Here is a 16,660-nt window from a genome sequence, read left to right on the forward strand (position 1 = left end):
TAATGGGATTTTTACTATTAGCTATTAGCCAGCCAAAAATCCAGACTATAATTATAATTAATTGCTTTGCCATTACCAATATGAATAGAAAAATTGCTGGTTGCTATGGATAGGATTTATTGCCTATATTCTGTTTTTGGCTCCGCCTACTCAACCAAGTACGATTGAGTTGCTTAAAAACTTATTTACAGGGAATTGGTTAGAAATTAATCCAATTATTTTATCATTATTCTCCCTCATCGGCATCTGGATACAAATATACAGTTGTCTGATTTTCGCTGATGGCAGGATGCAAAAAATTCCGGCATGGCCTTTTGTTTTGGCGTCCACTGCAACGGGAGTCATTGGCTTAATCCCTTATTTAGCTTGGCGCGAATCGAATCAAGAATTTTCTGGGGAAAAAGATGCTTTCCTAAAGCTGCTAGATTCGCGGTGGACGGGTGTTGGCATCGGTTTAAGTACAGTTGTTTTACTAGGTTATGCTTTGCTGTTTGGAGACTGGGGAGGGTTTATTTATCAGTGCCAAACCAGTCGATTTATTAATGGTATGAGTTTGGCATTTTGTCTGTTGTGTTTGTTATTTCCAACGCTGCTGGGCGATGATATGGCGCGGCGAGGTTTCAAGAATTCGCTAATTTTTTGGGTATTCTCACTGCTGCCTTTAATTGGGTCGGTGGCTTATCTTTGTTTGCGTCCTCCTCTAGAAGAAACCAGTGCTAAAACTGCGCCAGAAGCTTTCGCAAGTACAAGTTAGTAAAAGCGTGTAATTATGTTCAGGAAATTTGCATTGTTTTTCATCTGGATAACCTTCGTAGGTTATACAATCTGGTTAGCACCCCTCGACCAACCAGATACATGGCCTATTGTCAAGAATTTGCTAACATTTCAGATGGAAAAAGTTAATGCAATTCTGGTGGCAATATTTTGGTTGATGGGCGTTTGGCCTACAATATATGCTTGCCTGATGTTTTTTGATGGCAGAATGCAAAAGTTGCGCGCGTGGCCTTATTTTATCGGAGCGAATGGAACCGGAGTTATCTGTCTAATGCCTTATTTGATTTTACGTCAACGCCATCAAGAATTCTCTGGCACAAAAGATAAGTGGCTCGAAATTTTAGATAGACGTTCAACTGGAGTCACTCTGCTTTTAATTACCATTGGTTTAATTGCCTACGCGATCGTTGCTGGAGATTGGGAAGATTATGTCCACCAGTTTCAAACTACGGCATTTGTTCATTTGATAAGTCTAGATTTTTGTTTGATGAGTCTGATATTTCCCCTAACATCGCTATTCGATGATGATATGGCGCGTCGGGGTATTCAAGATAGTCGCATTTTTTGGACAGTGGCGCTAATTCCGCTGTTTGGACCATTGGTTTATCTTTGCTGGCGTCCGTCTTTAACTACAAAAATAGAGATGCGTTCGCAAAGTTTCTCCGAACAAGAACCCCTCGCACCTCTAGGTAATTAAAACAAACCGAATTTGTATCAATTATGGCAGAATTCCCAGAGATACGGATGGGACTGGTGGCGGCTGGGGTGGGAGGGGTGGTGTAAAGATATGTAAAAGTTTAAAACTAAAAAAATACGGAAAGCTTTTCGGGAAAACCGCTTAGTCTGACTAAATTGATTATTAGGAGCCAATGGTCAACCAAGCGCGATGCTTGGCTGGGAATGAGTAAATGCTCATGACTCGCTTAATAGTGTTTGCAAATAACATCCTTGGTATAGCTAATGACTGAATCTGCCTTGCATCAAGACATACGCACCGAATCGAGTACCACCCCAAAAGATTGGATTCGTCGCTTTGTGTGGAAGATAGCGATCGCGACGCTACTATTGATGGCAGTCGGCAGCGCTACGCGGGTGATGAATGCCGGGTTGGCTTGTCCGGATTGGCCTTTGTGCTATGGTCAGTTAGTACCCTCGCAACAACTGATGAACCTCCAGGTATTCCTGGAATGGTTTCATAGACTCGATGCGGCGTTGATTGGGGTGAGCGCGATCGCGTTAGTTGCCGTATCCTGGTGGTATCGCCGTCAGCTACCCCGCTGGATGCCCGCTGCATCAATATTTGCCCTGGGATTGATTGTGTTCCAAGGCGTGTTAGGCGGACTCACGGTTACCCAATTGCTGCGATTTGACATCGTCACCGCCCACTTGGGATGTGCGCTATTATTCTTCATCACCCTCCTAGTAATAGGCACGGTGCTACTTCCCTACAAAGGCACCCGAAGCGTTGGTAAGTTGCCCTGGATCGGTTTAACCGCCGCAATTTTAGTTTACTTGCAAAGCTTACTAGGGGCGCTCGTAGGTTCCCGCTGGGCGCTGCACCAATGCTTCGGCGCATCGGAGTTATGTGCGGTAATGAATAGCCATATTATTGGCGTTTTTCCAGCAACTATAGCAACTTTGGCAGTCGTGATTTTAGCATGGCGAAAATACGCACTTCATCCCATGCTGCGTAACTTGTCTAGACTTACCGCCCTGTTGCTAATTGCACAAATAGTTTTGGGAATTGCGACTTTCCGCTTACACCTGCAAGTAGAAGTGCTAACAGTTTCTCATCAAGCAGTAGGTGCAGCATTATTGGGTTCCTTGGTGGCATTTACCGTACTAGGACTGCGAGATTCTAAACCAGAAAATATCGCTGCCAATGTTTTAGGGGCATCTGTCGGAAAAGCCGCCTAATTAGGTCAGGTAAGCGATGTAGGGGCAGGTTTTACAGAGGAATTATGGGTAAAACAAACAGCTAAATTAAACCCGCCCCATCCCCAATTACCCATTACCAATTACCCATTACCAATTACCAAGTTTTGTTTCACACGAGAAGGATGTAACCGTAATGATAGGGACTAGCGTTGCCCGCCAACATGAAAACTTTCTACAAGTCATTCAAAGCTATTACCAGCTAACCAAACCGAGGATTATTCCCTTACTGTTAATTACAACTGCTGCCAGCATGTGGATGGCGTCGGATGGGCGAGTAGACCCGGTATTGCTAATCGTAACTCTTTTGGGTGGAACCTTAGCAGCTGCCTCGGCGCAGACGCTCAATTGTATCTACGATCGCGATATCGACTATACAATGGAGCGCACCCGCCATCGCCCGATTCCTTCTGGTAGGGTGCAGACGCGGGATGCATTGTTGTTTGCGATCGCACTCGCTACCCTTTCTTTCACCTTACTAACTGTCTTTGCCAACTTGCTAGCGGCGTTGTTAACAATGTCCGGTATCGTATTTTACATGCTCATCTACACCCACATGCTCAAACGCCACACGCCCCAAAATATCGTCATTGGCGGTGCGGCGGGTGCAATTCCTGCTTTGGTAGGATGGGCAGCAGTAACGGGTAGTTTAAGTTGGTCAGCGTGGATGCTGTTTGCGATTGTATTTATTTGGACGCCGCCCCATTTTTGGGGACTGGCGTTGATGATTAAAGACGACTACGCCAAAGTCGGCATCCCGATGTTACCAGTGGTAGAAGGTGAAGTAGAAACAACCCGCCAAATCTGGATTTACACCTTAATTTTGGTGCCATCAACCCTATTGCTAATTTATCCTTTGGGTACGGCAGGTGTTGTTTATGGATTGATTGCCCTTACCTTGGGTGGGAAATTTATCCAAAAAGCTTGGCAACTGTTACAAAATCCAGTTGATAACACGTCAGCGCGGTCGGTGTTTAAATACTCGATTATCTACATGATGCTGCTGTGTTTGGGAATTGTGATTGATAGTTTGCCAGTGACTCGCTGCATGACAGCTAGCATCGCTCAGAATGTGGATACGCTAATTAGCACGATTTCGATACTGCAATAGTCAGACGATTAAATATCGTCGCTGTTTCCCGCTTGGTTATTTGCCAAGCGGGTTTTATTATTTGGAGGGGGTGGGTTGATATAAATTGTCGATTATCAAGCTGCTACGCATTTAAATCGAATAAACTGACGGGCAAGATGCCCATCCCACAAGAAGCTGATAAAAGTTGGTTGCCAAATTAGGTGCGTAGCAGCTTAGTAGAGATCGTTGGTAAAACCCGCCCCTACAATACACAACTTTTGCTTACTCCCTTTGCGGCGGAAGAATAACTATTGAATAAACCGCGAAGACACGAAGAACACGAAGAAGGAAGTAGAAAGAGTTTATTCAACTAGAGATTTAGCTGAGATCGTCCCTAATTTTTTAGCACAATTACCAGGCGGGGAAGATTGGAAGGAAGGGAGGCGGTGATTTGGGAGCAACAGCTTACCCTATCCCCTTGTAGCGAGGAATGAGGGGGTAGAGGGTTAGTTTTTGACTAAAACGGGGAATTCTATCGAACGAGCGCCAATAACATCGTGCTGTGTCCGATTTTACCAGAAACCCCGTATCTATGAAAAAGCAACAAAATAAATTCAGCTACCTGACTGCAAAAGAAAGAGTTTATCTGTCATTCCCAGCACAGCTTTTGTTAGATAAAAACTTGCTTCAAGGTAAGGTTCTAGACTTTGGTTGTGGATTTGGTAATGATGTTAAATTATTGCAAAAAAAAGGATTTGATATTACAGGGTATGACCCTTATTATTTCCCGCAATACCCAAATGAAAAATTCGACACCATCATTTGTTTTTATGTTTTAAACGTTTTGTTTCCTGAAGAGCAAGCGAATGTTATCATGCAAATTGCACATCTGTTGAAACCGGGCGGCAAAGCGTATTATGCAGTCAGAAGGGATATAAAAAAAGAAGGTTTCCGAGAACATTATATTCACAAAAAGCCTACATATCAGTGTGTCGTAAAACTTCCTTTTAAGTCAATATATTTAAATGAAATGTGTGAAATTTACGAATACATGCATTATAACCATCAAAGAAATTCAACTAATAATTGCATATTTTGTAACCCTTATAAAAATCTAACCATATTAACAGAGTCAGCAACAGCTTATGCCATGTTTGATGGTTATCCTGTGAGTAAAGGGCATGTGTTGATCGTACCGAAGCGTCACGTTGCCAATTATTTTGAACTGCCATTTAAAGAACAATCTGCCTGCTGGTATATGGCGAACAAAGTGCAAGAGATTTTGACAAAAGAATTTCAGCCTGATGGGTTTAATGTGGGAATAAATATCAATAAAGATGCAGGTCAAACTAGGAAGCACGCTAGCATTCATATTATCCCTCGTTACCAAGGTGATGTTGATGGGAATAAAGGTGGAATGAGATGTGTGATTCCTAAAAGAAGAAACGAGTAAATAACTCAAGTTGCTAGTTATCTCATACATAGCAGCTAATGGCTAATGGTTAATGGATCGATTGGTAAAAATCCAAGATTAGCAAGCTTGCAATTAGCAAGCTGGCAACGGCGAATTTTATAACTAGCAACTTGCGTTAAATACTCGTTGAGTCTAGAAACCCGGTTTCTTTGAGCGATCGCGTTTTTATATCCCGATGTTATTGTAAGCTGTGTTTAAATTGCGTTGAACAACATTTCGTTGGCATCGACAACGCACGACGGTTAACCGCACGGCGACTGTTTTATAGCTTCTTTACACTGGTTATCTATTCCCATGACAGATACATCGAGCAAAATCAAAGCTTTTGTTGACTATGCCCGTTCTTTGAAGGGAGATGAAAAAGGTGAGGCTCAAGTATTTTGCGATCGCCTGTTTCAAGCATTCAGTCACGCAGGGTACAAGGAAGCAGGAGCGGAACTGGAATTTCGAGTCAAAGCTAATGGTAAATCTACAAAATTTGCCGATCTGTTGTGGCGACCAAGGTTACTTTTGGAGATGAAAAAGCGCGGCGAAAAGTTAGAGAAGCACTATCAACAAGCATTTGAATACTGGCTAGAGTTGGTTCCTCAGCGTCCAAAATACACGGTTCTTTGCAACTTCGATGAGTTTTGGATTTATGACTTTGATACCCAACTACGGGAACCTGTAGATCGCATTAGCTTAGAAGAGTTACCTAACCGCTTTACCGCATTCAATTTTCTGTTTCCTGAAAACCGCAAACCCTTATTTAATAATAATCAAGTTGATGTGACGCGCCAAGCCGCTGATGATGTGGCACAGGTGTTTAATCGGTTAGTAGAACGAGGGGAAGATGCAGCGAGCGCGCAACGGTTTGTGCTTCAGTGCGTTATCTCTTTGTTTGCTGAAGATATTGACTTGTTACCGAGGGGATTGTTTACCGAATTTTTAGAAGATTGTCGCTCTAACAAGTTCAGTTCCTACGATTTGATTGGGGGGTTATTTCGACAAATGGGGAGCGATCGCCCTGCACCCAAAGATAGTCGTTATCGAGATGTTCCCTATTTCAATGGTGGCATTTTCTCAAATGTTGAACCCATTTCCCTCACTAGAAGTGAAATCGATTTGCTAGCAACCGCAGCATCGCAACGCTGGTCAAAGGTGGAACCTGCTATTTTTGGCACGTTATTTGAGGGCAGCTTGGGTAAAGAAGAACGTCATGCCTTGGGCGCTCATTATACCAGCGAAGCTGACATTCAAAAAGTAGTTTTGCCAACGATTGTACGCCCCTGGCGCGAGCGGATCGACGCGGCTAAAACCTTAAAAGACTTACTGGCACTGCGACAGGAATTAATCAACTTTAAGGTATTAGATCCTGCCTGTGGTAGCGGAAACTTTCTCTACATTACTTACCGAGAACTTAAGCGACTGGAAGCGCAACTACTGGCAAAAATTCACGCAGAATTTGGCGGGCGCAAAGCAGGCAGTATCGGTACGATGTCTTTGGTCAAAACGACTCAGTTTTACGGTATTGACATCAAACCGTTTGCGGTAGAACTGGCAAAAGTAACTCTCATGCTAGCGAAAAAGCTGGCACTAGATGAGGAAAATCAGTTGCTCAACGTAGCGCAAATGAGCTTACCTCTAGAACTCGATCGCGCCCTTCCTCTCGATAACTTGGAGCAAAATATTCGCTGTGATGATGCCCTGTTTTGTGATTGGACAGAGGCAGACGCAATTATTGGTAATCCGCCTTACCAATCAAAAAACAAGATGCAACAAGAGTATGGATCCGCCTATGTGCGCCGAGTCCGAGCCAAATATCCCGGAGTACCTGGACGGGCAGATTACTGTGTCTATTGGTTTCGCCGTGCCCATGATGAATTGAAACCAAACGGACGCGCCGGACTGGTTGGTACAAACACCATCCGCCAAAACTATTCCCGCGAAGGTAGCTTAGATTACATTGTGAGTAATGGCGGCACAATTACCGAAGCAGTTTCTACCCAAGTTTGGTCAGGCAACGCTGTTGTCCATGTGTCCATTGCTAACTGGATCAAAGGCGAACAACCAGGCAAAAAGAAACTCTTCACCCAACTAGGTGATGATAAAGACAGCCCTTGGGAAATTGTAGAACTAAATACAATCAATTCAGCCCTGTCTGCAAAACTTGATGTTACTCAAGCCAAGAAACTGCCAATCAATGCCAACTCGGACGCTTGTTATCAAGGACAAACACATGGACATGAAGGATTTTTACTGACTCCAAATGAAGCGGCTTCCATGATTCGACATTCGAAAAACAATATGGAAGTTATTTTTCCTTACTTGATTGGAGAGGATTTACTCTCAGAGAAACCTCCATTACCACAAAGATATGTTATTGACTTGCATCCCCGTGATGTTCTTGCTTCTAGTAAATATTCTGCACCCTTCAATAGAATTCAAGAGCTTGTATTACCAACTCGCCAAAATGCTGCTAAAGAAGAGGCAGAACGCAACAACGAGGCTTTAAAGGATAACCCAAAAGCCAAGGTTAATCGTCATCATCAAAATTTTCTGGCAAAATGGTGGTTGCTTTCATATCCTCGTGCTGAATTAATGCAAAAAATTGCCAAATCATCTCGTTATATCGCTTGTAGCAGAGTTACAAAACGACCTGTGTTTGAGTTTATCGATCCTAAAATCAGACCCAGCGATGCTCTACAAGTCTTTCCGCTATCTGACGATTACTCGTTTGGAATTTTGCAGTCTGGAATTCATTGGGAATGGTTTAATCGGCGATGTTCAACCCTAAAACGAGATTTTCGTTACACCTCCGACACAGTTTTTGATTCCTTCCCCTTTCCGCAATCCCCCACACTGCCACAAGCTAAAAAAGTTGCAACAGCAGCCGTCAAATTGCGACAGTTACGGCGCCAGGTGATGAACGAAAACCAGTGGAGTTTGCGCGAACTGTATCGCACCTTGGAATTACCGGGAGATAACCCGCTTCGCAAGGCACACGCAGAACTGGATGCAGCAGTGCGGGAAGCTTACGGCATGAAAGCCAAGGAAGATCCACTAAAGTTTTTGCTGGAATTGAATTTTGAGGTAGCAGCGCGAGAAGCTAAAGGGTTACCCGTTGTCGCTCCCGGTTTGCCGCCTGTCGTGAAAAATGCCAGTGAGTTTATTACAGAGGATTGCGTCAAAATGCCAGAGTAAAATCATATTAACTAGAGGAACCCGCGATGATTGCAACCCCCCAACCCCCACAAAAAATGACTGTTGACGAATACCTGGAATGGGAAGCGAGACAAGAAATTCGTCACGAATATGTCAACGGCGAAATCTTCGCCATGACTGGAGGCTCGATTCCCCACAATGATATCGCCCTTAACTTGTACACCGCCTTACGTCCCCATCTGCGTCCGAGAGGCTGTCGAGTCAACGTTTCAGATGTTAAACTCCAACTCAGCAGCAGTAAGGCATACTTTTATCCCGATGTTATTGTAAGCTGCGACCCCCAAGACCTCAACTCGCGCAAATTCATCCAACATCCCAAACTGATTGTCGAAGTTCTTTCCCCAGGTACAGAAGCAAAAGAGCGCGGTGAGAAATTCACCTATTATCGAACCATCCCCACTTTGCAAGAATATGTCCTGATTGAATCAGAAAAAATTGCAGTTGAGCGCTACTGTCGGGGAGAAGGGAAAATGTGGTTATACTATCCTTATACTGCTGGCGATATTATTACTTTAGATAGCATTGAATTTGAGTTGACGATTGAATTGCTGTACGAAGGGGTTATATTTGAGGGTCAGGAGTGATGCAGCACTCCCAGTACGCCATTTTTTAAGACAATAGCTACAACAAAAATTCGTCAGTCGATTGGTATTCTTAACCCAGACATAGCCATGTACGCCGTAATTTCACGAGACAAAATTCAACTCCCCCCCGGAACCGTAGTCCGAATGCCTGGAACCTGGCAAGACTACTGTGCCTTGCGCGATAGCCGGGGTGATGGCTCGATTCCCCGCATCAAGTATCGCGATGGCGAAATTTTACTCATGAGTCCCCTACCCAGACATGGACGGGAAGCCAATATTTTGGCAGATATTGTTGAAGCTTTGCTTGATAGTGAAAACCGTAACTATGAAGCCTTTACGCCAATTACAATGGACATTCCCGAAGCAGGAGGCATTGAGCCAGATTACTGCTTTTATATTGACAACTGGCAAGCCGCCGTGGGCAAAGATCGGATTGATTAACCACTCTCCCTCTCGATCCTGCAAGATAGCGATCGCGTGCAAACTTGACATGCTCCCACTTGTGACTACATATAAATACTGAACCTTCATTATAGCTTTGTATTATTTAATAATAATTAATTTCCTGAGTCAATAGAAGAACTCAAATTAAGCAATAAAAGTTTCACATATTACCCAGTATCAGGTCATTTTTCAGTGTTTTACTGCGTGTTTTTTTGGTAAAGATTGTACAGAAATGCTTGTCGTTGATGGCAGAATTATATAACCTTTAATATTGTTACTCAGCCTCAACAACCAGGATGTTTCTGGTTTATTTTACACAACTTAATAGTCTGTTGTGCATAAAACCCTGGTGGATTGACTCATTGAAAAAGGAGATTCCGATGAAAAATTTTCTTGCTATGATGTTCGTGCTGGTGGGACTGACGATCCCACAAGAAGCTAAGGCTATTACAATTGTGGATTCTTTGGGACAAGCAACTCCTAGCACGCGGTTCAGTGTCTTTGGTTCCGCTGGTTTGGCAATTTCGCCCACTCAATTTGTTGGCCCTGAGTTTGTTCTCACACAACCTACGATTCTCACTGAAATTGGAGGGTTTGTTAACAATTGCGGGACGATTATCCTTGGTCAGCCTGATTGTCCCAACACCCTTCCGTTTACTGTTCAAATTCATTCATCTCTAAATGGAGTCCCTGACCTATCCAATACAATTAAAAATTTTACTCTGTCCCATGATAACGATCCTCTGGTCATCTCGTATGAGTCTGTTGCTCTCAACTTATTGCTAGAACCTGGGGTTTATTTTGCTTTGTTTGCTCCCCAAGGTTCTGATAGTGGCTTTTTGTTGGAGAACATATCCAATCCACCTTACAGGGGAGAATTGGTCACTATTGGGGGATTTAACTTTGTTGGTTCTGGAGCCTTTGTTGACGAGCGAAGGACTTCTGCCGTTCGGATCTTGGGAGTTCCTTCATCTCAACCCACTTCCGTTCCTGAACCTAGCACTCTTGCCTTGATTGGTACAGGTTTTGTTTCCTTACTTTCCCACAACCGATCCCGCCGAAAGCGAACATAACCTCAAGGTTTTCTAGATGTAAAGGGCAGCGATGACACTGCCCCCGAAACCTTGGCGAATTTCTTCACGAGTTTTTGCCCCGCCTTGGTCTTCAATGGCATAGTGGAGTAATGCTGCGATCGCTTTCACAAAAATAGCTCACCTAATATTCAACTTTGCAATCATTTCACTCCGAGCAGATACATTCAACTTCCGAAATATACGTTTGAGTGCCTGTTTTACCCCATCACGACTGATGTTGATTTTGAGCGCAATTTCTCGATTGCTTAATCCCTGAGCTACCAGTTCGATAATTTCCATTCCTCGGTTAGTCAAACAGTCCATCATAGGCAACTTTTCGTTCTAGTCGTTGGGACAGTAACCTGAAGATTGTCTGTTGGTGTTCTTCAATCAGATCGCTTTACACCTGCCAAAATAAATGCGATCGCTTCTTCTGTATGTTCTTCAATCATTTCTGGGCTAAGCCTATCTATATCTGGCGTTAAATGTCGCCAATTTTCATGCACCGTGAAGTAAAACAGGCAAACACTTAAAATATGAGTCAGCGCCAAAAATGGTTTCATCTGACGAAAACATCCTTCTGCGATACCTTGTTCTAAAACCTTGAGCAGATGTTCGTGTAAGCTTAAAACGTTGCACTCTTTGAAATAAATTCCTTGATTTTGGCTTGCTTCTTGAAACCACAACATTTGACGTTGAGGATTCTGAGCTTCGTTTGCGATCGCAAGGCGAACGATCTGCTTCAGCGCTTCTTCGGGAGACAACCCATCTAAATTCAACTGCTCAAGCTTCGTTTGGACTTCATCTACCGGACGTTGTAAAACTGCGCGATACAAGCTTTCTTTGTTCTCAAAATAGTAGTGAAGCGTCGCCGTTGTTACCTTAGCACGAGTAGCGATCGCACTCATTCGCGCACCGTTTAACCCATGCCGTGAAAATTCTTGCTCTGCGGCATCCAAAATTTGCTGTTGTGTCATCTGGGCATCTCGGAATGGGCGGACTGATTTCGCTCCTCGCTTACTGGGTCGAACCACGGCATTTTAGCTCATTGTTTGCCTTTCTATCGTATCAAAAAGCTAGTTAAACTGACTATTTTCAATCTTTTACTTGACAACTTGACAAATATTTGATAAACTTACTGATTAATCAGTAAGTTTATTTTTGCGGTTATGAAGCAATTGCAAGGCTCACCGTGGCTCTTGGCACATCGTTCTATGCTGAAGCCGAATCAACCGATGAAAGTTTCTCTATTGGGTAACGATTATGTGCTTTGGCAAGACAGTCATGGCACGATTAGCGCCTTGCCGAATGCTTGTCCTCATATGGGCGCAATGCTGTCAGAGGGTTGGTGTGTGAATAAACCCGATGGTAGTAGTGGGATCGCCTGTCCTTTTCATGGATTAGAATTCGATCGTTCGGGTTGCACAGTTCTGCCCGGTTCCAATAAACAAACCAAATCGCTTTTGCAACCATTAGAGTTGATCGTTCAGGGAGATTTTATTTGGTCTTATGGTGGATATGAACAGAAAATTCCTATTCCCTCGATTATGAATGAAATTGCGGCAGAGTACGAGTTTATTGGAGTGACGGGAGAACGCAGTCTGCCAACAGACATTCTGAGTTTACTGTTGAATATGCACGATTACAACCATCAAAACGGCACTCATCGAGAATTATTTGAAATCGCAGAAGTGCAGCTGAAAAAGTTTATCGACGAAGGGCTACATTCTCATGCTTACTTGTCACAACCGAGGAAGCAACCTAAGTGGCGTGACATTCTGAAAAACCCTGGTCAACTGGCGATGCCAAAGGTGCTGGAAGCACACCTAGAAAACTTTTTCCCGTTCATGGGATTGCTGCATGGTGAGGATAAATTATTAAGCCTGAAGGAATGCCATTTTTACCTTCCAGAAGCCGAGAATCAATCTCGCGTATTTGTGTTGATGTATATGAAAGCTCATTCGGCGATCGCACACTTGCTCAAAGGCAATTTGCTGAAGTTGATTGATGTGGTCGTAGAGCAAGACGCAAATATTTTGAGTAAGATTTACGCCAATACACCACAGGGGATAAAATTGAACAATGAAGTGGGAATGGATTGGGTAAGGCGGAATTTTAATAGTTTTCCCACAGTCGTAGAACCAAATTTATCTCGGTAGTTGCTGCTCTCCCGTACGTGCGATAATTTTTATAGCAGTTTGCGACTTAGTGGAATACAGCCCTTGGGGCTTTGTTTGTGTAGCGGCAGCATTAATGCTGCCGCTACACAAACAGAGCAACGCAAGACAAGGGCTATTAAATTATGCAAAATAAAGTGTATTCTATCAAGTCGCTTTCCCGCTATAATCAATAGACTTCGACCATATCTCTTGTGGGATAGGCGACACGAGCAGTCAAAGAGTTTCTTTTTTGGAGAGGTCTATTTCACCTAGTTTGAATTGAGGGTCGCGAAACCCAACATGGTAAGCTTGGATAGTTGGGTTTCGTACCTCAACAGCACTGACGCAAAGAATCTAAAAGTAGGGTGCGTTAGACGAGAGTACGGCACCGCAACCACTATATATAGAGTCACTGCGTAACTCCTGCTCAACCCAACCTACAAGTCAGTTTGTGGTGCAAGTAGTAACTCAAATTGCCAGTTATCTCATGCATAGCGGCTAATGGCTCAATCAGGAAAAATGCTATATTAGCAATTAGCAATTAGCAATTAGCAAAATTTATGGACATCTCAGAAGATTATGAATTGAGTAACCTAGATTTTTACAGAAAAAATCATGGGTTACAGCTTTATTACAATTGGGCGGGCGAAGTTTGGTGGCAAGAATCACCAGACAAGACCAAAGAGAAATTATTCTCCATTATTGGCATGAATGCGACCAAAGTATTCATCAAACCCGATTCCGAATCCGGCGAAGTGGGGTATCGGATCAATCGGGAAATCGGTTTATTTTGCGACCCTTTGACGCAAGAAATTCTGCATTATTGGCAGCCGCCCCAAGCAAGTCAAGCCGTACCTGTCGTCCATATTGCTAACCGAATTGTACAAGGTGCTGTTAAAGAAAAGAAGTTTATTATTCCTGGGGGTCAAGCATATCTCACCTCGGTGCTAGAAATTCCCTTGGAATATCCGCATCCTTTAGCCGGAAATCCTCAATACTCGGACTATTGCCCCGGAGAAAAATTCCAGGGAGTTGAGTATTTTACATCCCATATTTGCCGCCCCGGTGTTGCGGATGTTCCACCTGCTAAATGGGCGAGAGATTGTCCCTGGATGCCTTGGATGAAGTTAGGATATGGTCATCCAGCACGATTGAGGTTTGAAACAACCATATCGAGGGTAGAGTTATTCGAGCAGTTGCATCCAAAGTTGGTCAATCTTGTCAGGGAAAAACTACCGATTTATGAATTCGCCCCTTCAGAAAGCGATGAACCAAACATGACGAGTACGCTGTATTTTAAGAAACATTTTGATTCCTACTTGAGGGGAGATGTTTTCCCAATAGAAGAAACTTGTTGATTTTAGCGTTGGTTGTATTACGATGCTTGTGCTTTATACTGATTGTGACTTAGGTGCGATCGCTCTGATTTTACAGCAGATTGCAGCCCGTGATGGTACACCTTCGTTTGTGTAGCGGCAGCATTAATGCTGCCGCTACACAAACCAAGCCATAAGGCTTTCCCTCACTCGGAAAGGAATGCGCTGTAAGTCAAGTTCTCCATTCAGATTCAGGAATTTCTGCACCTTGAAAGATACTGCGTAATGTGCCGATAGGCAAGGTTTTGCCTCGATGTTCGGGTACAATTACTTGAAGTCCAAGCAATTCATTCCTCCATTTGCGATGACTACCTTTCTGGGAAATCAGTTGAAATCCATATTGGCTCAAAATGCTTTCAACTTCCCTAGCTGTCATCCGACGGATACGACTACTCATTAAACACTAACCTCCAGTGCGATCGCATCTGGCGGTAACTCAATTGGATCGCGTTGTAAATAAAGTTCAATTGCTTCACGAATATTTTCTAAAGCTTCCTGTTGAGTTTCTCCTGCTGAAGTGCAGCCAGGTAACTCTGGACACCAAACTGCGTATTCACCTGTTTCTGGATCTGCTTCTAGAATTACGCGCCATTTCATAGCTAGTTCCTCTTAAGTTTTTCTATTGTAACGAATTACTTTAGGACGGTTTTGTTCATCGTAAAAATGGCATCGAACGGCATCGCAAACCATTTCCCGTAAGGTTTCTATATCATCAGCTTGAGTAAAAATCGATTCACCTAGCGCCCTAGCGGTATAGCCGCCGTCTGGATCGGTTTCAACTATAAAGACTATTTCAGTCAGAGCTAATCTTGCTTGAGTTTGTCCTTTATACTGATTATGACTTAAGTGCGATATGCCTCCGCAACGCTCGCGCGAACGCTTTGAACGGTTGTTGGCAGATCAAATCTTGCACCAGACACTCACCCGCCAGAGAATAAATTCTCTGGCTAATAGCGAAAGTCCACTTAAGTGGACTGGAATACCATCAACAGCCCACTTGAGTGGACTTTAGCTAAAAGCCTTTGGACTTGAGTCCACGGCGGGCGCAAAGCACAGGTGCAATATCTGAAGATAGACACTAATTTAGCGTAGAAAGCACAACCATTTCTAACCTACAATCCAAAAAAAGATCGGTTATAACCCTTTGATATATTGCCTCAGTACAGGTGGCAGATCGTAAAAACTTCCTTGTTGTTCTATCAAGCAGCGCCGCGATAAAGATTGCAGCGCGTTGAGTAAATCTGACGCTGACATTGTGCCATTTTCTAGCAATTTTGCCAGGTTGACTGGTGAGCTTTCTTTAGCCAACAACGAGAGGACTTGTTTCTCGATTTCGGATAAGCGATCGCACTGCTCCTGTAAAACATCTTTCAAATCTTCTGGCAACAATATGGTATCATTTGGTAAGAACTCAGTCACGCATCCTCCCAACTCAATAATCTGAGTCGCCACGCTTTTTAACCATAACGGATTGCCTTGGTAGCGGTGAATGAGTGCTGAATAATTATCGATTTCTCCTAACCCTTTATCTCTCAGAATTTCCCATCCAGCAGCGGTGTCTAAACCAGTGAGTTGTAAGGTACGAATGGGAGTGTTTTGGCTTTCTCTTTGAGGAACTTCTCTCGGTTGTTCCCAACCGATTAAAAGAAAGCAACTTTGATGGGATAATTTTTCTATCTGTTTGAAAAAAGAGCGATATTCTTCGTATCCCGCCTTATACTTTCCTGCCAATTCGCCGCTACTGAAAAGATTGTGAACGTCATCTAATACGACTAAACAGCGATGCTTTTGTAAATATTTAATTAGTGATAAATTTTTGGATAAATCTGGGTTTTCTGATTGGGATAAAAACTGTATCAGTTTATCTTGAAATTCTGTTAGGGTGGGAGATGATTCTAGACTGCACCAAATGACATATTCAAACTCATCTTTTATTTGTTGAACGAGTTGCACAGCTAGTGTTGTTTTGCCGATACCGCTGATGCCAGTGAGGGCTATTAAGCGACAGCGTTGTTGTAAAATCCAGGTGGTGAGGGTTTCGAGTTCCGGAGTGCGATGGTAGAAAGCACCCAACTCCGGCATCTCGCTTAAATCTTGATGTAAAGTTTTAGTTTGTTTTGGGTTGAATGTTTCCTCATTATGTGGGTGTGAGTTTGGTATATCTGGCGGGTGTCTAGCTTCTCCACAGGTGTTAAAGATACCAATCCCTACAACGTCTTTTGCAAAATTGGAGACATTTGAAACTTGCCATCTCTCCATTGCCGAGCGAAAATTTGATTTACTAACCTCTTCACCTAACTCTTCTGAAAGTATGCGCCATAATTTTGAGCCAACATCCCTGACATAACTCTCATTACAGTGACTCTCCTCAGCAATTTTGGTGTATTTCTCACCTTGCATAGTTCCCCGCAGAATCGCCTCTTGCAAATCATCAAGATGCTGACCCGTCTTGGCAAACACTATGTGGTCAGCCATTTTTAACACTTCTTTAAGATTCATGCAGTATTGATGGTAAGTGTCGTGATTTTCCGTATTATACCTAACATTTTCCAACATTTTATGGCA

At 43.3% G+C, this 16,660-nt stretch carries 15 protein-coding genes and 3 pseudogenes; 11 read left to right on the top strand and 7 right to left on the bottom strand.

All coding sequences use genetic code 11. The annotated features are described in order from the left end of the window. Window positions 1-100: 100 nt before the first annotated feature. The 9 genes and pseudogenes from MiSe_RS00465 (at window position 101) to MiSe_RS00505 (ending at window position 10,560) form a co-directional block, all read left to right on the top strand. The gene (locus MiSe_RS00465) at window positions 101-754 is read left to right on the top strand and encodes a DUF2834 domain-containing protein (protein ID WP_226572659.1); all 654 of its coding nucleotides are present in this window, start codon (window positions 101-103) and stop codon (window positions 752-754) included. Window positions 755-769: 15 nt separating this feature from the next. After that, on the top strand, window positions 770-1,471 hold the full coding sequence (locus tag MiSe_RS00470; protein WP_226572661.1) for a DUF2834 domain-containing protein: 702 nt from the start codon (window positions 770-772) through the stop codon (window positions 1,469-1,471). 263 nt (window positions 1,472-1,734) lie between these two features. Continuing rightward, a complete protein-coding gene (locus tag MiSe_RS00475) occupies window positions 1,735-2,691 on the top strand; it encodes a COX15/CtaA family protein (protein ID WP_226572662.1) in 957 nt (318 codons plus the stop codon). Between the two features lie 154 nt (window positions 2,692-2,845). Next, window positions 2,846-3,820 carry a heme o synthase gene (locus MiSe_RS00480; protein WP_226572664.1) on the top strand — a complete coding sequence of 325 codons (975 nt, stop codon included), beginning with the start codon at window positions 2,846-2,848 and terminating at the stop codon, window positions 3,818-3,820. A 553-nt stretch (window positions 3,821-4,373) separates the two neighbouring features. Further along, window positions 4,374-5,234, top strand: a complete 861-nt coding sequence (locus tag MiSe_RS00485) for an HIT family protein (protein ID WP_226572667.1) — start codon at window positions 4,374-4,376, stop codon at window positions 5,232-5,234. Between the two features lie 315 nt (window positions 5,235-5,549). Further along, the gene (locus MiSe_RS00490; RefSeq protein ID WP_226572674.1) at window positions 5,550-8,438 is read left to right on the top strand and encodes a class I SAM-dependent DNA methyltransferase; all 2,889 of its coding nucleotides are present in this window, start codon (window positions 5,550-5,552) and stop codon (window positions 8,436-8,438) included. Between the two features lie 26 nt (window positions 8,439-8,464). Continuing rightward, window positions 8,465-9,043, top strand: a complete 579-nt coding sequence (locus MiSe_RS00495; protein ID WP_226572676.1) for a Uma2 family endonuclease — start codon at window positions 8,465-8,467, stop codon at window positions 9,041-9,043. A gap of 87 nt (window positions 9,044-9,130) precedes the next feature. After that, window positions 9,131-9,481: pseudogene (locus MiSe_RS00500) on the top strand (Uma2 family endonuclease); the annotation flags it as partial. Window positions 9,482-9,867: 386 nt separating this feature from the next. Continuing rightward, entirely contained in the window at window positions 9,868-10,560 is a 693-nt protein-coding gene (locus MiSe_RS00505; protein WP_226572677.1) for a PEP-CTERM sorting domain-containing protein, read from the top strand. A 27-nt stretch (window positions 10,561-10,587) separates the two neighbouring features. Here the strand turns inward: MiSe_RS00505 and MiSe_RS00510 are convergent. From MiSe_RS00510 to MiSe_RS00520, 3 genes and pseudogenes are all read right to left on the bottom strand, one after another. Beyond that, a pseudogene (locus MiSe_RS00510) lies at window positions 10,588-10,686 on the bottom strand (phosphohydrolase); the annotation flags it as partial. Window positions 10,687-10,698: 12 nt separating this feature from the next. After that, a pseudogene (locus tag MiSe_RS00515) lies at window positions 10,699-10,890 on the bottom strand (LuxR C-terminal-related transcriptional regulator); the annotation flags it as partial. A 56-nt stretch (window positions 10,891-10,946) separates the two neighbouring features. Beyond that, a complete protein-coding gene (locus MiSe_RS00520) occupies window positions 10,947-11,537 on the bottom strand; it encodes a TetR/AcrR family transcriptional regulator (protein ID WP_226572681.1) in 591 nt (196 codons plus the stop codon). A 192-nt stretch (window positions 11,538-11,729) separates the two neighbouring features. Here MiSe_RS00520 and MiSe_RS00525 point away from each other — a divergent pair, with 192 nt between their 5' ends. Together MiSe_RS00525 and MiSe_RS00530 are read left to right on the top strand one after the other, a co-directional pair. After that, window positions 11,730-12,719: a Rieske 2Fe-2S domain-containing protein gene (locus MiSe_RS00525; RefSeq protein ID WP_226572683.1), complete on the top strand. Its 990-nt coding sequence runs from the start codon at window positions 11,730-11,732 to the stop codon at window positions 12,717-12,719. Window positions 12,720-13,279: 560 nt separating this feature from the next. Continuing rightward, a complete protein-coding gene (locus MiSe_RS00530; RefSeq protein ID WP_226572685.1) occupies window positions 13,280-14,077 on the top strand; it encodes a DUF1838 family protein in 798 nt (265 codons plus the stop codon). 190 nt (window positions 14,078-14,267) lie between these two features. Here MiSe_RS00530 and MiSe_RS00535 read toward each other — a convergent pair whose 3' ends face one another. From MiSe_RS00535 to MiSe_RS00545, 4 genes are all read right to left on the bottom strand, one after another. Continuing rightward, window positions 14,268-14,492 carry a type II toxin-antitoxin system HicA family toxin gene (locus MiSe_RS00535; protein WP_226572692.1) on the bottom strand — a complete coding sequence of 75 codons (225 nt, stop codon included), beginning with the start codon at window positions 14,490-14,492 and terminating at the stop codon, window positions 14,268-14,270. Then, entirely contained in the window at window positions 14,492-14,692 is a 201-nt protein-coding gene (locus tag MiSe_RS00540) for a type II toxin-antitoxin system HicB family antitoxin (protein WP_226572695.1), read from the bottom strand. The genes MiSe_RS00535 and MiSe_RS00540 overlap by 1 nt, the downstream gene beginning before the upstream one ends. 12 nt (window positions 14,693-14,704) lie before the next feature. Then, a complete protein-coding gene (locus tag MiSe_RS53555) occupies window positions 14,705-14,896 on the bottom strand; it encodes a type II toxin-antitoxin system HicB family antitoxin (protein ID WP_444980442.1) in 192 nt (63 codons plus the stop codon). 333 nt (window positions 14,897-15,229) lie between these two features. Then, the gene (locus MiSe_RS00545; protein ID WP_226572933.1) at window positions 15,230-16,594 is read right to left on the bottom strand and encodes a helix-turn-helix domain-containing protein; all 1,365 of its coding nucleotides are present in this window, start codon (window positions 16,592-16,594) and stop codon (window positions 15,230-15,232) included. Window positions 16,595-16,660 lie beyond the last annotated feature (66 nt).

The sequence above is a fragment of the Microseira wollei NIES-4236 genome, assembly GCF_020521235.1.
GTDB lineage: Bacteria > Cyanobacteriota > Cyanobacteriia > Cyanobacteriales > Aerosakkonemataceae > Microseira > Microseira wollei.